Source organism: Flavobacterium alvei, assembly GCF_002920895.1.
Taxonomy (GTDB): domain Bacteria; phylum Bacteroidota; class Bacteroidia; order Flavobacteriales; family Flavobacteriaceae; genus Flavobacterium; species Flavobacterium alvei.
In genome coordinates this window covers 306435-330553 of sequence record NZ_PQVG01000001.1, presented here as the reverse complement: position 1 = coordinate 330553, position 24119 = coordinate 306435, and the positions used below count along the sequence as shown (strand labels likewise).

General features: G+C 36.9%; 12 protein-coding genes. 11 read left to right on the top strand and 1 reads right to left on the bottom strand.

What is annotated here, in order from left to right; translation table 11 throughout:
* Window positions 1-7 precede the first annotated feature (7 nt).
* Genes C3L50_RS01320 through C3L50_RS01300 form a run of 5 tightly spaced genes read left to right on the top strand, consistent with a single transcriptional unit; the run spans window position 8 to window position 9756 of the window.
* Entirely contained in the window at window positions 8-1522 is a 1515-nt protein-coding gene (locus tag C3L50_RS01320; RefSeq protein ID WP_103804228.1) for a RagB/SusD family nutrient uptake outer membrane protein, read from the top strand.
* 15 nt (window positions 1523-1537) lie between these two features.
* A complete protein-coding gene (locus tag C3L50_RS01315) occupies window positions 1538-3253 on the top strand; it encodes a fasciclin domain-containing protein (protein WP_103804226.1) in 1716 nt (571 codons plus the stop codon).
* A gap of 54 nt (window positions 3254-3307) precedes the next feature.
* Complete coding sequence (locus C3L50_RS01310; RefSeq protein WP_103804225.1) at window positions 3308-4774, top strand: fasciclin domain-containing protein; 1467 nt, start codon at window positions 3308-3310, stop codon at window positions 4772-4774.
* An 18-nt stretch (window positions 4775-4792) separates the two neighbouring features.
* Complete coding sequence (locus C3L50_RS01305) at window positions 4793-7981, top strand: SusC/RagA family TonB-linked outer membrane protein (protein ID WP_103804223.1); 3189 nt, start codon at window positions 4793-4795, stop codon at window positions 7979-7981.
* A 14-nt stretch (window positions 7982-7995) separates the two neighbouring features.
* On the top strand, window positions 7996-9756 hold the full coding sequence (locus C3L50_RS01300) for a RagB/SusD family nutrient uptake outer membrane protein (RefSeq protein WP_243400309.1): 1761 nt from the start codon (window positions 7996-7998) through the stop codon (window positions 9754-9756).
* Between the two features lie 131 nt (window positions 9757-9887).
* On the opposite strand, the gene C3L50_RS01295 is transcribed toward C3L50_RS01300, so the two are convergent.
* Window positions 9888-10769 (bottom strand): AraC family transcriptional regulator, encoded by an 882-nt coding sequence (locus tag C3L50_RS01295; protein WP_103804221.1) that lies wholly within the window; start codon window positions 10767-10769, stop codon window positions 9888-9890.
* Window positions 10770-10906: 137 nt separating this feature from the next.
* On the opposite strand from C3L50_RS01295, the gene C3L50_RS01290 reads away from it, so the two are divergent.
* From C3L50_RS01290 to C3L50_RS01265, 6 genes are all read left to right on the top strand, one after another.
* Entirely contained in the window at window positions 10907-12304 is a 1398-nt protein-coding gene (locus C3L50_RS01290; protein ID WP_103804219.1) for a sugar porter family MFS transporter, read from the top strand.
* Between the two features lie 28 nt (window positions 12305-12332).
* Window positions 12333-14741 carry a glycoside hydrolase family 2 TIM barrel-domain containing protein gene (locus C3L50_RS01285; protein ID WP_103804217.1) on the top strand — a complete coding sequence of 803 codons (2409 nt, stop codon included), beginning with the start codon at window positions 12333-12335 and terminating at the stop codon, window positions 14739-14741.
* 32 nt (window positions 14742-14773) lie between these two features.
* Window positions 14774-16570, top strand: coding sequence for a glycoside hydrolase family 2 protein (locus C3L50_RS01280; RefSeq protein WP_243400308.1), 1797 nt, complete (start codon window positions 14774-14776; stop codon window positions 16568-16570).
* An 88-nt stretch (window positions 16571-16658) separates the two neighbouring features.
* Window positions 16659-19934: a tetratricopeptide repeat protein gene (locus C3L50_RS01275; RefSeq protein ID WP_103804214.1), complete on the top strand. Its 3276-nt coding sequence runs from the start codon at window positions 16659-16661 to the stop codon at window positions 19932-19934.
* Window positions 19935-19936: 2 nt separating this feature from the next.
* Window positions 19937-22369, top strand: coding sequence for a beta-galactosidase (locus C3L50_RS01270; RefSeq protein ID WP_103804212.1), 2433 nt, complete (start codon window positions 19937-19939; stop codon window positions 22367-22369).
* 101 nt (window positions 22370-22470) lie between these two features.
* The gene (locus C3L50_RS01265; RefSeq protein ID WP_103804210.1) at window positions 22471-24108 is read left to right on the top strand and encodes an SGNH/GDSL hydrolase family protein; all 1638 of its coding nucleotides are present in this window, start codon (window positions 22471-22473) and stop codon (window positions 24106-24108) included.
* The last annotated feature ends 11 nt before the right edge of the window (window positions 24109-24119 follow it).

Here is a 24119-nt window from a genome sequence, read left to right as displayed (position 1 = left end):
TAGATTTATGAGAACTAAAATAAATGCTTTATTAACAATCCTTTTAATTTTTGTTACCACAGTTTCGTGTAACGATTATTTAGATTTACGTCCTGAAGACGGAATCGTTCGTGATGAATTTTGGAAAACAAAAGAAGATATTCAAGCTGCGGTTGTAGGTATCTATTCCTCTTTGTTGAAATCGCCTCCAGTAGTAAAAGTTCCAACTGGTGGAACTGATTATACCCTGAGCGAAACTTTGTTTATGTTTGGTGAATTTAGAGCTGATATGGTATCTCCAGGAGGTAATGTAACGCCAGATCAAAGAGATATTACTACTTCAAATATTCTATCTTCAAACGACCTTACGAGTTGGGCAGTTTTTTATCGTGTAATCAATTACTGTAATACGGTTATTGAACTTGCTCCAGGAGTATTAAAAACAGATCCAACTTTAACCCAAAAACAATTAGATAATTATTTATCCGAAGCTTTGGCTATAAGAGCTTATTTGTATTTTACTTTAGCTCGAACATTCAAAGATGCTCCTTTAAAATTGACAGCAACACTTTCGGATACTGATAATTTTCAATTGGCCAGTTCCACTCAAAATCAAATATTTGAACAAGTAGCCAAAGATTTAGAGTTAGCAGAGAAGTATGCGGTTTCTAGTTATGGAAATACTGCTTATGACAAAGGTCGTGTAACTGTTTATGCTATTAATGCGATGCAGGCCGATTTGTATCTTTGGATGGAAAAATACCCAGACGCACTTGCCGCAGCAACAAAAGTAACCAATTCAGGGCGTTTTGCTTTAATTCCAATGTCTGGTAGTTGGTTTTCAAGAGTTTTTGCCCAAGGGAATTCTTCAGAAAGTATTTTTGAATTTCAATTTTCTACAACAAATTTGAATCCTTTCTATGATATGTTGTTCCAAAGACCAGAATTTGTTGCTTCTCAAACTGTGTTAGAGGATGTCTTTGGGGTTGACTTTGCAGATGCAAACAATGTTGACAAACGTGGAGACCGTTGCTCCTTAATAGCAGGTACTAATGAGATATATAAATTTACAGGACTAAATAATAGTGAACGTAAATCTTTGCAAGAAGCAGATACACATTGGTTTGTCTATCGTTATGCCGATGTATTGCTTTTGAAAGCAGAAGCTTTGGCTGAAATGGGACAAGGAGATGAGGCTTTAAAAATTATCAAAGAAATTCGCGACACACGTGGAGCTATTAAATTGACAGAACAAGTTGTAGATCCTACCAATAAAGCCGATGTTATTGATTATATTTTAGCAGAACGTGCTCGTGAATTGGCTTTTGAGGGAAAACGTTGGTTTGATGTGTTGCGAAATGCCAGAAAGAATAATTACGAACGCAAAGAACTTTTGATTAATATGGCTCTGGTAAATGCACCTGCAGATCAACAGCAATCTATTATGGCAAAACTTCAAGACCCAAATAGTCATTATTTACCTATTAATGAATACGATTTATATACGAACAAAGCGCTTGTTCAAAACCCATTTTATAAATAATTAAATAATTAAGTCATGAAAAGATCCCTTGTATTAAACAGACTGATGAGACTTACTTTAGTGGTTTTTTTAACCCTAGCGTTTGTAAATTGTACCTCAGAGAAAATTAAAGAATTCACTGATCAAACATTGAATGTTACTGATTATTTAAAAGATAATGATGATTATTCTATGTTTTTGGAAATGTTGGAAGTTACCAATTATGCTTCTTTTATGAATACATACGGAACTTACACCGTATTTGTACCAAATAATGAAGCTGTAAAAAAATATTTAAGCGATGTAGGAGCAGCAACTGTGAAAGATGTGCCTATCGAAGATTTAAAGGAAATTGTAAAATTGCATATTTTAGATCAAGTCGTAGCAACTACTGATTTTACAGATGGTAAAATTGCAACACCTAGTCAACAAGGACAATTTTTAATTACTGGGGCAGCCAATATAGCTGGTGTTTCGAGTATTACAGTAAATAAAACATCAAACATTACCGCTTCAAATGTTATTGTTGGTAATGGTATCATACACGTTATTGATAAAGTTTTAAGAGTGGCTGATAAAACACTTGCTAAAAGTATTGAGGCAGATCCAAACCTTTCTCTATTTACTGAAGCTTTAAAAGCAACAGGGTGGTATGATGTATTAAATAAACCTCTAGGAACTGCTACTGTTACAACAACAACTGGTGGAACTACAACTACAACGACTACCAAAATTGGACATTTATCTGTTCTTACTCAAACCAATGAAGTGTTTAAAGCCGCAGGTATTAACTCACTAGCTGATTTAAAAGCTAAATACAGTCATTTGCATGACCCAATGAATCCTGCCGATAGTTTGAACCTTTTTGTTAGTTACCGTATCTTGCCAAAATTGCAATATCTTGCTGATTTGGCAGTATCACAGTCATTAGAAACTAAAGCACCTTTAGAAGTAATTAGCGTTAAATTGGCCGCAGGTACAATTTTGTTAAACGAAGAAACTTTCAATGGAGTTTTAGAAAAAGGAGTTGTGGTGAACAGAGGATTAAGTGATGTAACGGCTTCAAATGGAGTAATACATTCTGTTGATCAAAATTTCTTTATCAAAAAAAGGATTCCAGCTCCAGTTTATTTTGATCTTGGTGACCAACCTGAGTTCAGACAATTGACGTCTGTTTTTAGAAAACCAGGTACTTCGGCAGCTCTTAAAAAAGAACTATTTAAAGATGTAACTTGGGATGGTAGTGATGCACTTACTTATGTATGTGCTACTAAAGGAAGTTCTAGTTATCAAGACAGGGCTTGGAATGGCGATATTATTGAAATCTTCCGATTTAGAGCCAATAATACTCAAAATTTAAAATTTAAAACGCCAGTAATCATAAAAGGTAAATATAAAATTTGGGTATCTTACAGATGGAAAGGCACAAAAAACCCTACAGTTAGAACTTATTTTAATGGTATTGCATTGCCTAGATTGGTTAATTTCCAAGAGCAGGCTACTAATACTATCAACGAAAGAGTTTTAGAATCACAAGGATATAAAAGTCATATTTCTCCATTTACCAATAGATTCAATTGCAGACTTGTTGGAATTGTTGATGTGCTTACAACGGGTCGTCATACCATTACTTTTGAGTCGCTTTCAAATCCTGGAGATACTGCTTGGATGGATGTGGTAGAATTCCGCCCAGTAGATATGGATCAATTGTATCCTAGACTTGAATCAGGAGGAAGTGGTTTAGTACCCTAATTATCAATTATTAAAATACAAAAGCATTCTAATTAAAAACTTAATCACTTAAAAATGATCTCATTAAAATTAATTTATAAAATACTCTTTGTTAGTATTCTGACAATAGCTTTGGTATCGTGTTCTGACCCTTGGTCAGATCGCGAAACCAATGATGAAAATCTAAAACTTACTCTTAAAGAAGCCATTTTAAATAATCCTGAAACCTCAAAATTTGCTGAGGCTTTAGTAAAAACAGGTTATGATAAAGTGTTAGCTTCCTCTTTGACTTATACCGTATTTGTTCCAACCAATGATGCTATGGATCAAGTGCCAGTTTCAATCCTAAACAATACTGATAATTTGGTGTTATTTGTGAGTAATCATATTACACCAGCTATCTATTCAACAGTAAGGGATAAAGCGAGTGAAAAAATTATTATGTATAGTAACAAATATTTGACCTTCAGTGGAACCAATACTATAGGTGATGCAACTATTACTACTCCTGATCAATATGCAAAAAATGGTGTGTTTCATATCGTAAATAAACCACTTACTCCAAAATTAAATATTTGGCAATATGTGAATAGTGTGTCATCTAGTTCAGCAATGAGTAAATATTTGGTAAGTCTAACGGAGTTAAATATCTACAAAGCAGATAGTATTGCAAAATTAGTTACAGCACCTGGAGTATATGCTGATTCACTTTCAAATTCTTATTTGAGAAATGTTTACAATCTAAACAACGAGAAAAATTCTTATACTTTATTTTTAATGGATGACGGTAGTTATACCACCGAAGTTGACAAACTTAAACCTTATTTGATTAAAAATAATGCAGCAAGATCAGATACTTATGCTAGTTATTTTACGGTTAGAGATATGGCTTTCCCAAAAGCTTATTTGCCAAATGAATTGCCAAATGAATTAACTACTCGTTTTGGTGTAAAAATTCCAATAGACAAAACCCAAATTATTGGTTCGCCAATTGTTTTGAGTAACGGAATTATTTATCGCATGAAAAAAATGGATGTTACTTTAGAAAATCGTTTACTAACCAAAATAATTGAAGGAGAAAATAACACTTCTTTTTTCCCATCTACTAGCGGTAATCGAGCTACTATTTTTTATAGAGACAGAAAAGATCCTGCAAATATTCTTTATAATGATATTGCGCAGTATCATAGGGTGACCGAAGGACCTAATTTTTTTATTAATTATACTGCCTCAGATATGTACAGCACCAAGTACAAAGTATATTGGAGAGCTATTAACGAACAAAGCAATGTATTTCAGCAAAGGTTAATTGTAGGGTCAGTTTTCAAAGCAGATGGTACGATTGATTTAACAACATCCTTAATGGCATTTCCTTATATGGGGGTTGATATTAAAAAGTATGATGAAGTTTATATAGGAGAGTTTCCGTTAGCACAAGCGGGCGATATTAATACGATTTCATTAGTGGCTGCTGCTACTACTACAATTGGGAACAACTCTCTCACCCTCGATTATTTAAAATTTGTCCCTGTAATTAAATAATATTTTATAAAAATAGATATGTTAAAAAATTTACAACTAACCTGCCTGATAAGCATTTTGTTTGCTGGAAGTTTCACCGAGCAATTACATGCCCAGATCGCTCAGGATTCGACTCAAACTATAACCGCCGCTCCAAAAAAAATACAAGGTATCTTGGTTAAAGGTGTTGTTAAAAACGCTAAAAACAAAGAGGTTCTCTCGGGAATCAATATTGCTGTTCCAGGTTTTTCGGCAGCAATTACGAATAATGATGGAAGTTTCGAAATAGGTGTTCCTCATTTAGAGGCGCTACTTACTGTTAGCGGTCAAGATTTTCAAACCAAAGTTTTTCCTCTAAAAAGTAGGGATGCAGGCATAGAAATCTTTTTATTCGAAGAATATTATTCACCTTTATACCAAGTGGCTAACTTACCAGCTGGAGAACAAATTAACTATGCTACTACAAAAGCTTCAAGCGTAGTTAATTTCAAGACTAATCAATGGTCAAGTCCTGTTAAAGAGTCGGTTGGAGATTTCCTTCAAGGTAGAGTAGCAGGTTTAAATAGTGTTAGAAAATCAGGTGTCCCTGGTGCTGGTGCTTATTTGTCATTGCGCGGTTTTAATTCGTTATATGCTACTAACAAACCCTTGATTGTTGTTGACGGAATGATTTATGACGATGAAGATTATGGTTCTGGAATTATTAAAAACAACAGTTCTTCACCCCTAGAAAATATTGATGTAAAAGATATTGAAAACATTACAGTTCTAAAAGACGACGCTTCTCTATATGGTACAAAAGGTGCAAATGGAGTGCTTATTATCAATACCACTCGTCCAACAGAATTAACTACAAAAATTGATTTCACCATGTATGGTGCTGTGAATCAAGAGCCAGATGAATTACCAGTTATGCAATCAGATGCTTATCGTACTCATATATATCAATTAGAAGCTAGTCGAGGATTAGCTCAAATTCCATTGACTTATTTGCCATATGCTAATGATAACCCAGGTTCAGTAGGATATTACAAATATCACAATGAAACCAATTGGCAAGATAAAGTATTCAAATCTAGTATTAGCCAAAATTATTTCCTAAAAGTTCGTGGAGGTGATAATATTGCTAAATATGGTTTATCTGTAGGATACCTTAATAACAAAGGAATAATTGAAGACACCGAATCCAATCGTTACAGTACTCGTTTGAATGCCTCTTTACGTTTGACCGAAAAACTTACTGTTGATGCTAACATGTCATTTATCAATAATATTCAAAATCAAAGAGATCAAGGTTTTGCTTATTTGACTAGTCCAATGTATTTGGCACTTACGAAAGCTCCATTTTTAGGTGCAAACGTAATTGTTGATGATGGAAGTGTTTCTCCAAATTTATCGGATGTCGATGATTTTAATGTTAGTAATCCAAGAGCTATAATAGATAATGCTATTGGAGTCAATAAAAACTATCGTTTCTTCGGAAATATGAATTTCAAGTATGTTATTAACAATACTTGGAATGTGAACACTATTTTTGGGATAACATATAACAAAGAAAGAGAAACTTTCTTTATTCCAGATAGAGGAGTTACAGATATTATTCTTCCAATTGCTATTGGAAAAAACCGTTCGGGTAGTGAAGTTCAAATATTGAATACGCTTTATACAGATACTTACGCCAATTATTCTAAAAAATTCAAAAATGAAGACAAACTAGACTTTCGTTTTGGTTTTAGAACCCAAGCAAATAAATCTGAAACCGATTTAGGATTAGGATATAACTCTCCTACAGACGATTTTACTAGTGTAGGTTCAGGATCTAACTTGTTGCGTGAAGTTGGTGGAGTTTTAGGTCAATGGAATTGGTTAAACATTTATGCCAACGGAAACTATAACTATCGTGATAAATATTTCTTATCAGCCAGTTATGCAGTAGATGGATCTAGCCGTTTTGGTGATGAAAGTTCAACTGGAGACAATCAATATGCTTTAATGACTTCTATCACTGGAGCTTGGTTAGTTTCAGCAGAAAATTTCTTGAAAAATTCAAATACCTTCAATTATCTTAAACTTAGAGCTACAATTGGTACAGCTGGAAATGATGATATAGGAAATTTTGCTGCTCAAAAATATTATATTTCTCAAAACCTATTGGGAGTACAAGGTTTAGTTAGAGGTAATATTGCAAATCCTGATTTGCAATGGGAAACCGTTAAGAAATTTAACCTTGGTGCAGATTTGGCTCTGTTTAACGAACGTTTAAATGTGTCTTTAGATTTGTTTGCAAACAAAACTGAAAACATGCTTATCTATGAAACTGTATTAGCATCAACTGGTTTTGATTATGCTGTATCTAATAGTGGTAGTATGAAAACTAGAGGTGCTGAATTGGCCTTGAATAGTCGTATTATAAACAGCCCAGATTTTACTTTTGATTTAGGAGTTAATTTAGCTACTTATTCAAACAGAGTGTTAAGCTTGCCAAACGGAACTATTTATAGCCAATTTGGAGGTGCTACTTATATGACAGAAGTAGGTAATGATGCCAATTTATTCTACGGATTAAAAACAAATGGTGTCTATGCAACTACTTCTGATGCTCAGGCAGATGGTTTTTCAAGACGTTTGACTAATGGTGAATTAGTTCCTTTCAAAGGAGGAGATATGCGTTTTACAGATTCTAATGGCGATAAAGTAATTGATGATAATGATCGTATGGTTATTGGAAATCCAAATCCAGATTTGACAGGAAGTATTACCGCAAATTTCGCTTACAAACGTTTTTATTTGCAAGGATTATTTAATTTTTCAGTAGGAAACGACCTTTATAATGGAGTGCGTTATAATCTTGAAAAAATGAGCGGTTATGAAAACCAAAGCGTTGCTGTAGAAAATCGTTGGAGAGCAGAAGGACAACAAACTGATATGCCAAAAGCAACTTGGGGAGATCCAATGGGGAATGCTAGTTTTTCTGACAGATGGATTGAAGACGGTTCTTACCTAAGATTAAAAACATTAGTATTGGGATATGATTTCAATGTTGAAAAAATGAATTACATCAAAGCCATAAAGATTTACGCAACAGCCAATAACTTGTTTACATTTACTGATTATTTAGGCTATGACCCAGAATTTAGCGCTACTTCTTCTATATTTGGACAAGGTGTAGATATGGGAATGACACCTCAATTCAAAACCTTTCAGTTAGGATTACGCTTAGGGCTATAATTATTTTAAAACTAATGAGAACAATACAAATGATAACAACAATTAGTACAAAAACAAAAAAACACACCCTTTTATGGGCGATAGCATTAGTGTTTAGCCTGAGCTCTTGTTCAGATTTTCTAGATGTAGTGCCTGAAGATAAACTTGTTGAAGAACAAGTATATCGTAATGTGTATGATGCCGATGCAGCTGTGATAGGTGTTTACGGAAAGTTTATGGCTCTAGCAGAAAAAAATGTGATTCTTAACGAAATGCGTGCCGACTTGATGACCACTACTCGTAATTCAAGCCCTTTACTAAAAGAAATTTCAGAACACAACGTTTCAGCTAATAATCCTTATGCCAATCCAAAAGATTTTTATATAGTGATTCAAAACTGTAACGATGTTCTAAAGAATTTTGATATTATGCTTGCCCAAAAGAAATTTACGCAAGGCGAATACGATCAACGTTACTCAGATATTGGAGCCATTCGTTCTTGGGTTTACCTTCAATTAGGAATCCATTACGGAAGTGTTCCTTATATAACTGAACCTATTGAGAATTTAGAGGATGTAAAAAATATTTCTAAATTTCCTAGGCTATCCTTTAATGAATTGCTAGATAAATTAGTTGAGTTTACTGAGAATTTACCTTATAAAGACTTATATTCTGCTGAAAGTTCTATGGTAATAACCATTGATGGCTACAATACTGCAAAATTCTTTATTAACAAAGAATGTTTGTTAGGAGATTTACAATTATGGAAAGGAAATTATTTAGCTGCCGCTAACCATTACAAATTTGTTATGGAAACAGCCACAAGAGGTGGTGCAAATACTGCTCTTTATGATACTTATCGTGTAAAATTTGCAGAAGTAATTACACATGACGATTTAGCCGTTGGTTATGTGAGATATTCAGAACAAGATGCTAAAGGATTAATAGACAGTAACACCCAAGGATGGAGATCGATTTTTGCTAGAGATAGAGATCAATTGTGGAATGACGAGTGGATCTGGTCTTTGCCGTTTGAAAATAATTTTGCGCCAAAAAACCCATTTATTAAATTGTTTTCTAACAAAAATGGCGATTATTTAGTGAAGCCTTCTCAAAGCGCAATCGATTTGTGGAATAGTCAAACTCAGGCAAATAATTTTCCTTATGATGCACGTGGTTCAAAATTTACCTATAAAATTGTAAACGGAGATCCTGTTATTATGAAATATCTTTATAGTAGCGAAGCGGTAACATCTACGGTTGCCAATACCAAAGGACAATGGTTTTTATATCGTGCAGCCAAATTACATCTTCGTTATGCAGAGGCGGCTAATAGAAATAATCAGCAAAAAATTGCTTATGCTATTTTAAACTTCGGTATAAAATCGGCATACCAACCCGATCCAATTCCAACTGATGTTACTAATATTCAACAAACATTGCTGCCTTTTCCTTATGATTTTGATGCCCGTATGGGAGATTTTCCTAATTTCAGAGCAAACTGGCATCGTGGTGCAGGAATTCGTGGACGTGCCTATATGAAAGCAGCTGGGGCTATTGGTGATGATATGATTACAACTGAAAATAATATTATACAAGAAGACGCATTAGAACTAGCCTACGAAGGTAGCCGTTGGGAAGATTTAGTTCGTATCGCTTTACGTCGTAATGACCCAGCATTTTTAGCAGATAAAGTGTATGATAAATTGAGTAAAGAAGGTAATTCTAATGCAAGTACTGTACGTACAAAGTTAATGAATGTTCAAAACTGGTACTTGCCATTTAATTGGAACTAAAAGAATTTAAATTATTTGATTCACAAAACTTTTATAAAATCCCGAAGTAAAATTTGGGATTTTTTTGTAATTGATAGGGTTGTTTTTTAATCTAGTTTAAAAGCAGAAAGGTTTAGTTTTAAATGCCAAATTCACCCTTTTTTCTGCTTACGATACTTGCTTGGAGAAACGCCTATTTGTTTTTTGAACATTCGAGAAAAGTAATAGGGGTCATCAAAACCTACTTCTTTACATATTTCTTTGATGTTGAGATTTGTGAAATAAAGGTATTCACAAGATTTTAGTATTTTTAACCGAATAAAAAATTGAATGGGTGAATAACCCGTTTTTTGTTTGAAAAGTTCCGAATATCTTGAGATGGAATAACAAGCTTGGTTTGCCAATAGTTCAATAGTCAATATTTTGTTCAAATGAGCTTTCATAAATACTATGGAATGGCTTATTGTATCATCAACATTACTGTTTAAAGCATCAGAATAACACAAAGAACTCAAGAATGTAATCAATTTAAAATGGGTCAGTTCTACTTTTTCATCGGTAAAATCGCTTTCTAAAAGTGTAATTATTTCGTTCAACAGTGTAATTCGACTTTCGTCAAATGCTATCTTGATGGCTCCATCATTGGAGGCCGAAAAACGTTTATAAAGTGTTTCGGCATAATTCCCTTCAAAATGAACCCAATAAATACTCCAAGCATCTTTTAAAGAACTTCCATACTTGTGTCCCGTATTTTCAGGGATAATAAAACCAGTATTTGGGGTTAGTTGTATTGTTTTTTTATTGATTTTTATCCAACCTTCTCCCGCTAAACAATACAACAAAATATATTCGTTGATACCGTTCTTTCTCGACCTGTTGTGGTGTTTCGCATTTGGAAAATATCCGATGGCATCCGGGAAAAGATTGCGAAAAAAAAGATTTGAAACTAGCTTTCTTTTTTTATCGGGATCTAAAACAACCATATTTTGTCCAAGGAAACCGGTCTTGATTTTGAGTGTCGTTGTATTATTCATTATAAATAGGCTAATATTGCTAAAATAGAAATAAGTCCGTAAGATAATCCATTTATTTCAATATATAATCTATTTATTTATGAAATGCAAAATGTATTTTTGTTTGATTCATTACAACAAAACTCAATGCTATTTTTATGACAAACCAAACCAAATCATTCAACAACTTTTATTTATTTGCGATTTCCATGGTTTCTGCCATGGGCGGATTGCTATTCGGTTATGACTGGGTAGTAATTGGTGGCGCAAAGCCCTTTTACGAACGTTTTTTCGATATTACCTCATCGGCAAATCTGCAAGCTTGGGCTATGAGCTCTGCTTTGATTGGTTGTATTTTGGGTGCTGTTGTTTCTGGTGTAATTAGCGATAAATTTGGGCGCAAATGGCCTTTATTACTTTCTGCTTTCTTGTTTACGGTGGCTTCGTTAGGCACAGGATGGGCTTCAACTTATGTGGTATTTGTTATTTTCAGAATCGTTGGTGGTGTAGGAATTGGTCTGGCATCGGCACTTTCTCCGATGTATATTGCCGAAGTGGCTCCCTCTCATTTGAGAGGACGTTTTGTTTCGCTCAACCAAATGACCCTTGTTATAGGTATTCTTGCGGCACAAATTGTCAACTTACTCATTGCCGAAAAAGTTCCGGCAGGTGTAACCGACGAATTCATTCGTGCTTCATGGAATGGACAAATGGGCTGGCGATGGATGTTTTATGCCTGCGCTGTGCCATCGGTAGTGTTTTTACTATTGGCATTTACACTTCCTGAAAGTCCTCGCTGGTTAATGAAAGTCGGTAAACAAGACAAAGCATTCCCTACATTAAACAAAATTGGAGGCGAAGAATATGCCCGTGAGGAAATGGCTAATATACAGGCAACTTTGAACGATGTTACCGAAAAAATGGATTTCAAAGCACTTCTTAATCCTAAATTTCGTAACGTGCTGCTGATTGGAATTGTTATTGCCGTTTTCCAACAATGGTGCGGCATAAATACGGTTTTTAATTATGCCGAAGAAATTTTTACTGCAGCAGGTTATGGCGTAAGCGATACCTTGTTCAACATTGTGATTACCGGAACGGTAAATCTAGTATTTACTCTTGTTGCGATGTTTACGGTGGATAAATGGGGACGAAAAAAACTCATGGTTTTCGGCGCATCTGGTTTGGCCATCACGTATTTATTGCTAGGAAGTGCTTTTTATTTTCAGTTGAAAGGTGTTGCTGTGCTTTCTTTGGTGGTAGTGGCGATTGCTATTTATGCGATGTCGTTGGCGCCAATAACTTGGGTAATTCTCTCCGAAATTTTCCCTAATCGCGTCCGTGGTGCGGCTATGGCTTTGGCAACGTTTGCCTTGTGGATTGCCTGTTTTATTCTTACTTATACCTTTCCATTGCTCAACAAATCGTTTGGTGCCGCGGGGACTTTCTGGGTTTATGCCGGAATTTGCGTCCTCGGGTTTTTATTCGTCTTGAGAAAATTGCCCGAAACCAAAGGCAAAACATTGGAAGAGATTGAAAGTGAATTGGTGAAATAGAAATACATTAAAGGTTAAATATTACATTATGAAGAATAGGAGAATTTTGTCAATTATTATTGTCTTTTGCTGCACTACATTTCTTTTTGCACAGAGCAACAAGGAGGATGTTCGAATCAACCAACTTTTTAATTTTGGTTGGAAATTCAAAGCCGGAGAAATCGCGAATGCCCAAGATTTGACTTTCGACGACAGTTCTTGGCGCAAGCTGGATTTGCCACACGATTTCCAGTTTGAACAACCTTGGAACAAAGAAGCAAACCGTGGGCGTGGATTTAAAGATTTGGGTGTGGGTTGGTACCGAAAAACATTCAAAGCCGATGCGAGTTGGTCTGGAAAACAAGTGCTTCTTGATTTTGAGGGTATTATGTTGCACGGAGAAGTCTGGTTGAACGGAAAGAAAATAGGAGGAACCAGTTATGGTTATCTTGGTTTTGAATCCAATGTGTCCGATCTAATTAAATATGATGCCGACAATGTGGTTGCCGTTCGTTCTTCGACAGAAGGTGGCTCTCGTTGGTACACCGGTGGCGGACTGTTTCGCGATGTGCATTTGGTGGTAAAAGACCCAATCTCAATTTCGCGACACGGTATTTATATCACCACTCCAAAAATTTATAGCCAAAATGCCGAAGTGAAAGTGCAAGTGGAAGTGGCTGGAATTAAAAATAAAGAATATGAATTGGAAATCAATACCAAAATATTCTCTCCAGAAGGAAAACAAGTGGCCGAAACAAAAACGATGGCTCCCAAAAAATCGAATCTTGTCGAGGTAGAAGTGCCTTTGCCAAGCGTTAATATCTCCAATCCACAGCTTTGGTCTTGCGAAACACCCAATTTGTATTCTGCCGAAGTTACATTGGTGGTAAACGGTAAAGTGGTTGATAAACTTACCGAAAAGTTTGGAATCCGTACCATTGAGTTTTCGAAAGAATTTGGATTAAAATTAAATGGCAAAAAAGTTTTTCTCAAAGGTGTCGCTAATCATCATGATTTGGGTGCGGTAGGTGCAGCTGCTCATGAAACTTCGATTGCCAGAATGATGGATCAATTGCAAGCTTTTGGTTTTAATCACATACGAACTTCCCATAATCCGTATTCAGAGTCCTTTTTTAAACTAGCCGACGAAAAAGGAATTTTGGTAGTAGATGAATTGTACGACAAATGGGGAAGCATCCAGGCTTGGGCAGGAAGTGCAAAATGGAATGACATCTGGTACGATAATGTCAAGGAATGGATTAAACGCGACCGCAATCACCCTTCGGTTATTATGTGGAGTTTTGGAAACGAATTGCAGTTTCAGGAAGAAAGATGGAATTGGACAACAACGGATTGGGGTGTAACTACTTACCGATTGATGGATGTAGTAGCAAAACGTTACGATTCAACCCGCAAAACTACTGTTGCTATGTATCCCGCTCGTGCTGGAGGTATCATCAGAGCCAATCCTGATTTCCGTATCAAAGAAAATATCATTCCACCCGAATTGGCAACAGTGACCGAAATTGCCAGTTTCAACTACACTTGGGAGGATTACCAAGAGTATCTAAAACATGCACCCGATATGATTGTGTATCAAAGTGAAGCGGTAACCAACGAATTGGCTGCACCGTACTTTGGAATGGATAGAGATAAAATGGTAGGTCTGGCGTATTGGGGAGGAATCGAATATTGGGGTGAATCACAAGGTTGGCCCAGAAAAGGTTGGAATTATTCGTTTTTCAATCATGCGATGGAGCCTTTTCCACAGGCTTGGTTAACCAAAAGTATTTTTACAGACGAACCCTTGGTGTATATAGGTATTGTAGATAATGAAGGAGAATCTAAAATGTGGAATGACCAAATGGTGGGACAAAAAGTGATTTCGGCGCATTGGAATCGTACTGAAGGAAGTAAATATAATTTGTACACCTATACCAATGCCGATGAAGTTGAATTATTTGTGAATGGAAAATCTATTGGTGTACAGAAAAACAGTACTGAAGTAAAAAAACGCAACACCATTTATTGGAAAGATGTTCCTTATGCTGCGGGTAAAATTACGGCTATTGCTCGAAAAGGAGGCAAAGAAGTAGCTCGTCACGAACTGGTAACAACCGGAAAAGCAGTGGCATTAAAAATAGAAACAGAAAATGCCAACTGGAAAGCGGACGGTATGGATCTTCAATATGTAAAAGTTTATGCCGTAGATAGTAAAGGGAATAAAGTGCCAACTGCCACTGGAGAAATAACATTTGATGTAAATGGGGCAGCAAGCATAATTGCGGTGGATAATGGTGATCATCTAAGTGATGATTTATTTGGCGGCAATAAAAAGAAACTTTACAAAGGCTTTGCGATGGCTATTTTGCGTTCAGGACAAAAAGCAGGAACCGTAAAATTGAAAGTTTCCGCAGCAGGATTGAAAGGGGTTGAGAAAACCTTTACGGTAAAATAGTATTTAGTCAGCATATTAATAAATCCATTTCTATGAAAAAACGTATTCGCACACTTTTACTGCTTTTGGTTCTATTGAATTGCACATTTCTTAGTGCGCAGGATTTTATGACCAATATTCCAGCCCGTAAACAGACAAGTCTCAACAGTAAATGGCAAGTTATCATTGATCCATACGATGTTGGAATTAAATCCTGGAAGGCGTTGTACAAAGACAAAAAGCCTGTTGAAAAATCAGAGTTTTACGAATACTCATTCGATGGTGGGCCTGTGTTGGATGTGCCCGGCGATATAAACTCACAATTGCCAGAACTTAAAAACTACGAATCCACCATTTGGTACAAGAAAACTTTTGTCGCTCAAAAACAATCCGGGAAACGCCTGTTTCTGTATTTTGATGCTGCCAACTATAGCACCGACGTTTTTCTGAATTCGGAAAAAATTGGCAGTCACGAGGGTGGTTTCACTCCATTTCAATTTGAAATTACCGATAAAATAAAAAATGGTGAAAATTCAATTATTGTGCGTGTCAACAACGAGCGACAAAAAGATGGTGTGCCAGCTACTGGTTATGACTGGATGAACTACGGCGGTATCACGCGTGATGTGAGATTGGTGGAAACGTCTTCGGTTTATATAGACGATTATTTTATTCAACTGGAGAAAGGGTCGAAAAATGTAGTGTCAGGATATGTAAAGTTAGCAGGAGTAACCTCGGCTCAGGAAGTTAAAGTGCAAATCCCGGAAGCAAAAATTAATTTGGTTTTGAAAACCAATGCCGAAGGTTATGCAGCGGTAAAGTTTCCGGCAAAATTATCGCTTTGGAGTCCGAAAAATCCAAAATTGTATAAGATAAATATTAGTTGTGAAAGCGATAAAGTGTCTGAAGAAATTGGATTTCGCAACATTGAAACTAAAGGAACCGACATTCTGCTCAACGGCGAGTCGGTCTTTCTGAAAGGTGTAAACATTCATGAAGAAATACCGCAACGCAAAGGTCGTGCCTATTCCGAGTCGGATGGGCTCATGTTGCTTACTTGGGCTAAAGAATTGGGATGCAATTTTATACGAACAGCTCATTATCCGCACAACGAAAATATGGTTCGAATGGCTGAGCGAATGGGCTTTATGATTTGGGAAGAAGTTCCCGTTTTCCAGTCGATTAGTTTTGACAAAGAACCAACGCAACAGTTGATGAATTTGCAACTGAAAGAAATAGTGCGACGCGATAAAAACCGCTGTTCTATTATCACTTGGAGTATGGCCAACGAAACTCCGCAATCATCAAAGAATCGAACTCAAGCCATTGCAGATATGGCAACACTTTGCCGCAGCATTGATAATACTCGTCTTATTTCGGCGGCTTTCAACAATATAAAATATGAGGGTAACAAAGTTATTATTGAGGATGAGCTTATCAACTCTTTAGACCTGATTGGCATCAATGAATATATCGGTTGGTATAAACCTTGGTTTAAATCGCCGTCCGAAATTGAATGGGTATCTAACTACAACAAACCCGTAATTATGAGTGAATTTGGTTGTGAAGCTTTGTATGATAATCACGGCCCATCGGATGTAGCCAGTTCGTGGAGTGAAGAATATATGGAGCAATTTTATAAAGACCAGATTACGATGTTGCAACGGATTCCATTTTTGCGTGGTACTTGTCCGTGGATTTTAGCTGATTTCCAATCGCCTCTTCGTTTGCATCCTATTTATCAAAAGGGTTGGAATCGCAAAGGTTTACTTTCTGATAAAGGCGAAAAGAAAAAAGCGTGGTATGTGTTGAAAGCCTTTTATTCCAAAGAGAAACCAGTACAAAATTAAATGGAGATATTCGTCTCCAGAATGGATTTCAACCCAATATTCAGTTGCGTTAGAAACAAGAAAATTAAATAATTGTAAAAATAAAATAATGAGTGTTAAAGCTTGGCAAGAAGACGTAATCATTCCCACTTATGAAATTGGGAAACCAGAAAAGAATCCCATCTTTCTTGAAAAAAGAGTGTATCAGGGCAGCAGTGGCGTTGTTTATCCTTATCCAGTTGTCGAAAAAATTGAAGACGAGAAACAGGACAAGGTTTACAAAGCAGTTTATCTGGAAAATGAATACATCAAGGTAATGATTTTACCTGAGTTGGGTGGTCGTGTGCAAATGGCTTACGACAAGATCAAGCAACGCCATTTTATTTATTACAATCAGGTAATCAAACCCGCATTGGTTGGGCTTACCGGTCCTTGGATTTCGGGTGGAATAGAGTTCAACTGGCCGCAACACCATCGTCCAAGCACCTTTCTGCCGGTGGATCACACCATCGAAAACAATGCTGATGGTAGTGTTACCGTTTGGGTAAGCGAAAACGAAAAAATGTTTCACCAGAAAGGAATGGCTGGATTTACGTTGCATCCCGGAAAAGCCTATCTGGAAATTAAAGGAAAACTATACAATCCAACGCCTGTTCCGCAAACTTTTTTGTGGTGGGCGAATCCTGCCGTGGCGGTAAACGAGCATTATCAATCGGTTTTTCCTCCTGATGTGCACGCCGTTTTCGATCACGGAAAAAGAGACGTATCTACCTTTCCCATTGCCACAGGAACATATTATAAAGTGGATTATTCTGCTGGTGTCGATATTTCGAACTATAAAAATATTCCAGTTCCAACCTCGTATATGGCTATCAACTCGGATTTTAATTTTGTGGGTGGTTACGAGAATGATACTCAAGCAGGTGTGTTACACGTTGCCAATCATCATATTTCGCCCGGAAAAAAACAATGGACTTGGGGAAATGGCGATTTCGGAAAAGCTTGGGACAGAAATCTTACGGATGAAGATGGGCCATATATCGAGTTGATGGCGGGCATTTTTACAGACAACCAACCTGATTTTAGTTGGATGCAACCTTATGAAGAAAAAACATTTACCCAATATTTTCTTCCGTATCGCGAACTGGGAGTGGTAAAAAACGCTTCCCAAGATTTACTTTTAAACCTTGACAAAGAAGGAGACAAAGCCATTGTGAAGATTTTTGCAACCTCCTTGCAGAAAAAGGCAAGAATAGTATTGGAAGGATTTTTGGATGAAACCATCGATTTAAGTCCTGAAAAGGTTTATGAACGCGAAATTTTGGTAGGCGATGTTTCCATAATCGATCTAAAATTAATGGTTTATTCTGAAAATGGAAGAGAACTATTGGGTATCAAATCCGAAGAACAAGAGGCAAAACCAACACCAGATGCGGCAAAACCAGCTTTTTCTCCAGAAGAAACACCAACTTGCGAGCAATTGTATCTTACGGGCTTGCATTTAGAACAATACCGTCACGCTACTTATGTTGCCACCGATTATTACTTGGAAGCCTTGAAGCGCGACCCGTCTGACGTGAGAAACAACAATGCGATGGGGCTTTGGTTGCTTCGCCGTGGAAAATTTGACGAATCCGAAAAATATTTCAATGCCGCAATTGACACCCAATTGCAACGCAATCCTAATCCTTATGATGGCGAACCACGATACAATCTGGGTCTTGCGCTACAATACCAAGGAAAAAACAAGGAAGCATACGATGCTTTCTACAAATCCTGTTGGAATGCCGCGATGCAAGATGCAGGCTATTTTGGTTGCGCGCAGATTTCTTGCAAAAAGGACAATCTAACCGAAGCCCTTTATGAAATTGACAAATCGTTGGTACGCAACTGGCATAACCACAAAGCACGTGCCTTGAAGACAGCTATTTTACGAAAATTAGGAAACGGAAAAGATGCTTTGGCACTGATAGAAGAATCATTAAAAATCGACTTGTTCAATTTTGGGTGTCGTTTCGAACAGTATCTGATTTTAAATTCAGCTACAGTTTTGGATGAAATGAATAGTTTGATGCGTGGCGAAATTCATAATTATGAAGTTGTAGCATTGGATTATATTGCTGCAGGAATGTACGATGAAGCCGTTCAGTTATTGGAAGAAGGAATCAAGGTTTGTCCCACCACACCAATGACTTTTTATTATATGGCTTGGGCATTAAGTTTAGCCAACAAAGATCCTAAAGCCGTGTTTGAAATAGCAGCGAATCACGCACCTGAATATTGTTTTCCAAACCGATTGGAAGCGATATTGGCATTGGAAGTGGCACAAAAAGCTAATCCAAAAGACGCAAAAGCTCCTTATTATTTGGGGAATTTATGGTATGACAAACGTCAATATTCCGAAGCAATAAATTGTTGGGAAAAGTCGGTCGAAATTGACGACAAATTCCCGACAGTCTTAAGAAACTTGTCTTTGGCTTATTTCAACAAATTGCAACAGGAAGAAAAAGCGGTTCAATATCTCGAAAAAGCTTTTTCTTTGGACACCAGCGATTCCCGCATCCTGATGGAATTGGACCAATTGTACAAACGTCTTTGCAAGCCCCATTCGGAACGATTTGCCTTTTTGGAAAAACATTTCAATTTGGTGACCCAACGGGATGATGTTTATCTGGAATTTGCTACCTTGTGTAACCAACTTGGAAATTACGCAAAAGCAATAGAATTGATTGACCATCGTATTTTTCATCCTTGGGAAGGCGGCGAAGGAAAAGTTCCAGCGCAATATCAATTGGCACGAGTGGAATTGGCAAAAGAACATTTAGCCAAAAAAGAATTTGAACAAGCTATTCCATTATTAAAAGAATGTTTGGAATATCCGCACAATTTGGGCGAAGGCAAACTTTCGGGAGCACAGGAAAATGATTTTCATTATTGGTTGGGCTGTGCTTATGAAGGATTGGAACAAATGGACGAAGCTCGAAAATACTGGGAGTTGGCCAAAGACGGAAATTCAGAACCTGCGGCAGCCATTTTTTACAATGACCAAAAACCCGACAAGATATTTTATCAAGGATTGGCATTGCTGAAATTAGGATTGCCGAATGAGGCCAATATCAGGTTTGACAAACTGATTTCTTTTGGAGAAAAACATTTGAACGACACCATAAAACTCGATTATTTTGCGGTATCATTGCCTGATTTATTGATTTGGGAGGACGATTTGACTTTCCGTAATAAAATTCATTGTCATTATATGCTTGGTTTGGGAAATTATGGATTGGGCAAAATGGATAAAGCAAAAAACCATTTGTTGGAAGCCGCAACAATGGACGTAAACCATCAGGGAGTTCAAGTGCATTTAGCAACAATACTAAATTTATAAAAATGAAAAATAGACCTTTAAATGTGCTGATGGCAAGTTTGCTGTTTATTGCATTTTCGTTATCCGCTCAAAATAAATACCAGCTTGATGTGACTAAAGTTCAGACCGAGGTGAAACGCGGTCATCTCGATTTGGGAGGCAAAAATCCCACTGGTGAAGAAATTTCCGTAAATAGTTTTTATCTCGAACGAAATGGCAAACCTTTTATTCCCGTTATCGGGGAGTTCCATTTTAGTCGTTATCCGCACCAATATTGGGACGAGGAGTTAAAAAAAATGAAAGCCGGAGGAATTACCGTAGTGGCAACTTATGTTTTTTGGAATATGCACGAATTCAAGGAAGGCAAATTCGATTGGACAGGCGATTTAGATGTTCGCCAATTTACTGAATTGTGTGCCAAAAATGGGCTGGAAGTTTTAATGCGTGTTGGCCCTTTCGCTCACGGCGAAATCCGTAATGGAGGTCTTCCCGATTGGCTTTATGGTCGCCCGATAGATGTTCGAAGCAACGACCAAACTTATTTATTCTACACCAACCGGTTGTATCAAGAAATTGGCCAACAATTGAAAGGACTTATGTTCAAAGACGGCGGACCAATTATTGGAGTGCAATTGGAAAACGAATACCAGCATTCAACGGCTCCCTGGGGATTTACCTATCAGGATGCTCCCAAAGAACGCACTGTTGCAGGACGAGACAAAAAAATTATCCAAGACGGAGTGGGCATCAACAACTCGGGCAACGAATTTGCAAACGAGGGACGTGACCATATGAAAACACTCAAAAAATTAGCTCTTAAAGCGGGGCTTATTGCACCTATTTACACAGCAACAGGTTGGGGATTTGCTACTATTGTCGAAAAAGAGTCAATCCCTGTAATGGCTGGATACGCCTATCCGTCATGGTCGGCCAGCAATAAGCCTTCACCATTTTATTTGTTTAAAGATCTCCAACAAAAACCCGATTATTCTCCTGTGAGTTACGATGTAAATTTATATCCTTCGCTGGCGGCCGAGTTGGGAACAGGTATGGCGGTCACTTATTCCCGACGACCACGTGTTCCGGGTGAAAGCTTTTTGCCTTTGATGGTTCGAACGGTCGGCAGCGGTACCAATGGACTTGGATTTTATATGTATCACGGCGGTACAACACCTTCTATTGGCAATTATTTTTTTACCGAAGGAGCTGGATTACACAATAAATCGTATGATTATCAAGCTCCAATTGGTGAGTTTGGAAATGTGAGCAGTGGATTTTACCCTTTAAAAGGCATCAATTATTTCTTGAAATGCTATGGCAACGATTTAGCTCCGTTATATCCCATTTTGCCAACAACCAACGATAGCATCAAAGCCACTAACACCAAGACTTTGCGCTATTCCGTGAGGAGTGATGGAAACAAAGGCTATTTGTTTATGCAGAATTTTCAAGACCATTTGATAATGAATGATTTGCAAGGTTTAAAAATTGATATTACCACTAAATCGGGTTTCGTTTCATTTCCAGAAACTGGAACTTTTATCTTGAAAGCAGGTGGTTCTGCGATTTTTCCTTTCAACGTTAATTATGATGGGGTCGAAATTCGTTTGGCTACCGTTCAACCATTTTGTAGTTTTACCAACAAAAACAAGCGTTACAACGTAATGACAACGGTTGACGGTATTGCTCCCGAAATGGTATTCAAAGGCAAGGTAAAAATTAATGGTTCAGGAATAAAGACTTCCATCCGAAACGGCAATACAGTAATTAGCTTTCCAACCGAAAAAAGGAGTGAATTCCAGATAAATGGAGTTTCGTTTTTAGTCTTGCCCGATAGCGATGCCAAAAACGCTTATCTTGGAGGCAAAGCCAATGATGAAAAATTGGTAATCAGTAAAGCATTGGTATTGGAAAATGGTGAACAAATATCATTCATTAGCAAAAATCAGGAACATATCGATTTTGCCATTTATCCGGCTTCCGCCAATGTCACCTCAATGGAAGGCACGATAACCAAGGTCAAATCGCAACTGAAAAACATCAACGAATGGAGCGTGAATGTGCCAAAAGTTGAAACAGGAATCCAATTGATTCAGGCAGACGCCAGTCATTTTGTGCTTAAAGCCGGCAGTCTCGATTTGTCGAAAGTGAATGACATTTTTATTACCTTCGATTATCGTGGCGATCGGGGTATTTGTATGATGAACGGCGAGTTGCAAACGGACGATCTTTACACCAGCAAGCCTTGGACTATTGGACTTAAAAAATATCAGGAAGCCTTGAAAACAACTGATATGTATTTTTATTTTATGCCAATGGCCAAAGATGCTCCTTATTTAAACTATCTAGAGAAAGAAGTGCTACCTGATTTTCGTGATAAAAAAAGTTTTCTGGAAATCAAATCCCCTTTGATTTCGGTTGAATACAAGGTAAATATACAATTGAATAGAAAATGAGATTATTGAAAACATCTAAACTACTTACTTGCCCTCGTCATTTTTATGGCTCTAATGGCTCAGGTACAAGTTTCGGAACTTAGATAAGGTAATTTATAATTATGATAAAATCAGTAAATACATTTTTGGTAGTTTGTGTAATAAATATTTTTACATCGACCAGTTTGTTTGCACAAAAAGACCCAACTTGGGATGATACTTCAAAAAATAATTGGGACAGTGCTTTCCAAAAGGTTGAAATACCTTCTTCTGTAGATAATAAAATTCAAAAAGCATATTTATATTCATCGAAAAGCAAAACCCCCAAACCATTAATAATAAGCCTTCATACTTGGAGTGCCGATTACACTCAAAAAGACCCTTTAACTAAAGAAATACTGGCACGAGACTGGAACTACATTCATCCGGATTTTAGGGGGGCAAATAAAACGGCCGAATCTATGGGAAGTCAACTGGTTATTTCGGATATTGAAGATGCCATCGCATTTGCATTAAAAAATACAAATTCCGACCCCAATGAGGTACATATTATAGGAGTTTCGGGAGGAGGTTTTGCCACATTGGCGGCTTATATGAATGTTCAATATCCCGTTAAAACCTTTTCGGCCTGGGCACCTATTTCCGATTTAGAAACTTGGTATTGGGAATCTGTTGGACGCAAACAAAAATATGCCGATGACATCTTCAAAGCGCTATCAACAGATAGTGTTTTCAATAGTAAAGAGGCAATAAAACGTTCTCCATTATTGCAAAAATTTCCACAGGAATTAAGAAAAAACGCCAAATTATACATTTATGAGGGCATTCACGATGGCTATACAGGCTCTGTTCCAATTACGCATTCCATCAATATGTACAATCGTTTAGTTGGCGAAATCAAATACGGGCTTACTAACCTTGACGAAATTTCATCAAAAACAGCAAAAGATTCAGACCTTGTGCCTGAAAAAGAAATCATTAACTTGATAACAAAACGTTTCAACCCCGATTACAAGAAAGAAGAAAAATTATTTGATCGCAACATCTATCTCTCTCGAAAATTCAACAACATTCAATTAACCATTTTTGAAGGTGGTCATGAGCAAATTCCCCAGGCTTTGGGATTAATTCCACACAAAGCCACAACATCGCTAAAGCATACTATTTTAACTCTCGGTGATTCCAATGGAGCCAACAAAGACGGCTGGGTTGACCAATTAAAAAAGAGGATGCCAGAATCGTTTATCTACAATATTTCCAAAGGAGGAAGAACCATTGGATTTGATAATCTTGGAAAAAAAGACCTCAATGCACTGACCAACATTGATGACTATTTGAATGAAGCCCAACAGAAAATTGGAAACAAAAAATACGATTATATTATTGTTTGTTTAGGCACCAATGACACCAAAAAAGTATTTGCCGACAACCAAAATGAAGTAGCAACCAACTTTGACAAGTTACTGAATAAAATAAAAAGCCATTCCATAGTTAAAAAATCAAAAACAAAATTTCTGTTTGTAACGCCACCTCCTATTAGGACAAATAATATTTTGGATAAATATTCCGGAAGCAATGAACGATTGCAGGCATTATTGCCTCAATTAAAAACAGTCGCAGCCCAATATGATTTTGAAGTAATAGACATCTATAATCCGTTATTAGGCATACTCGATTATTATGCACAAGACGGAATTCATATGGCAGGCTCCGGTCAGGAAATCATCGCGTCACAGATAATAGAATTTATTGGAAATTAATCCTTCCAAAA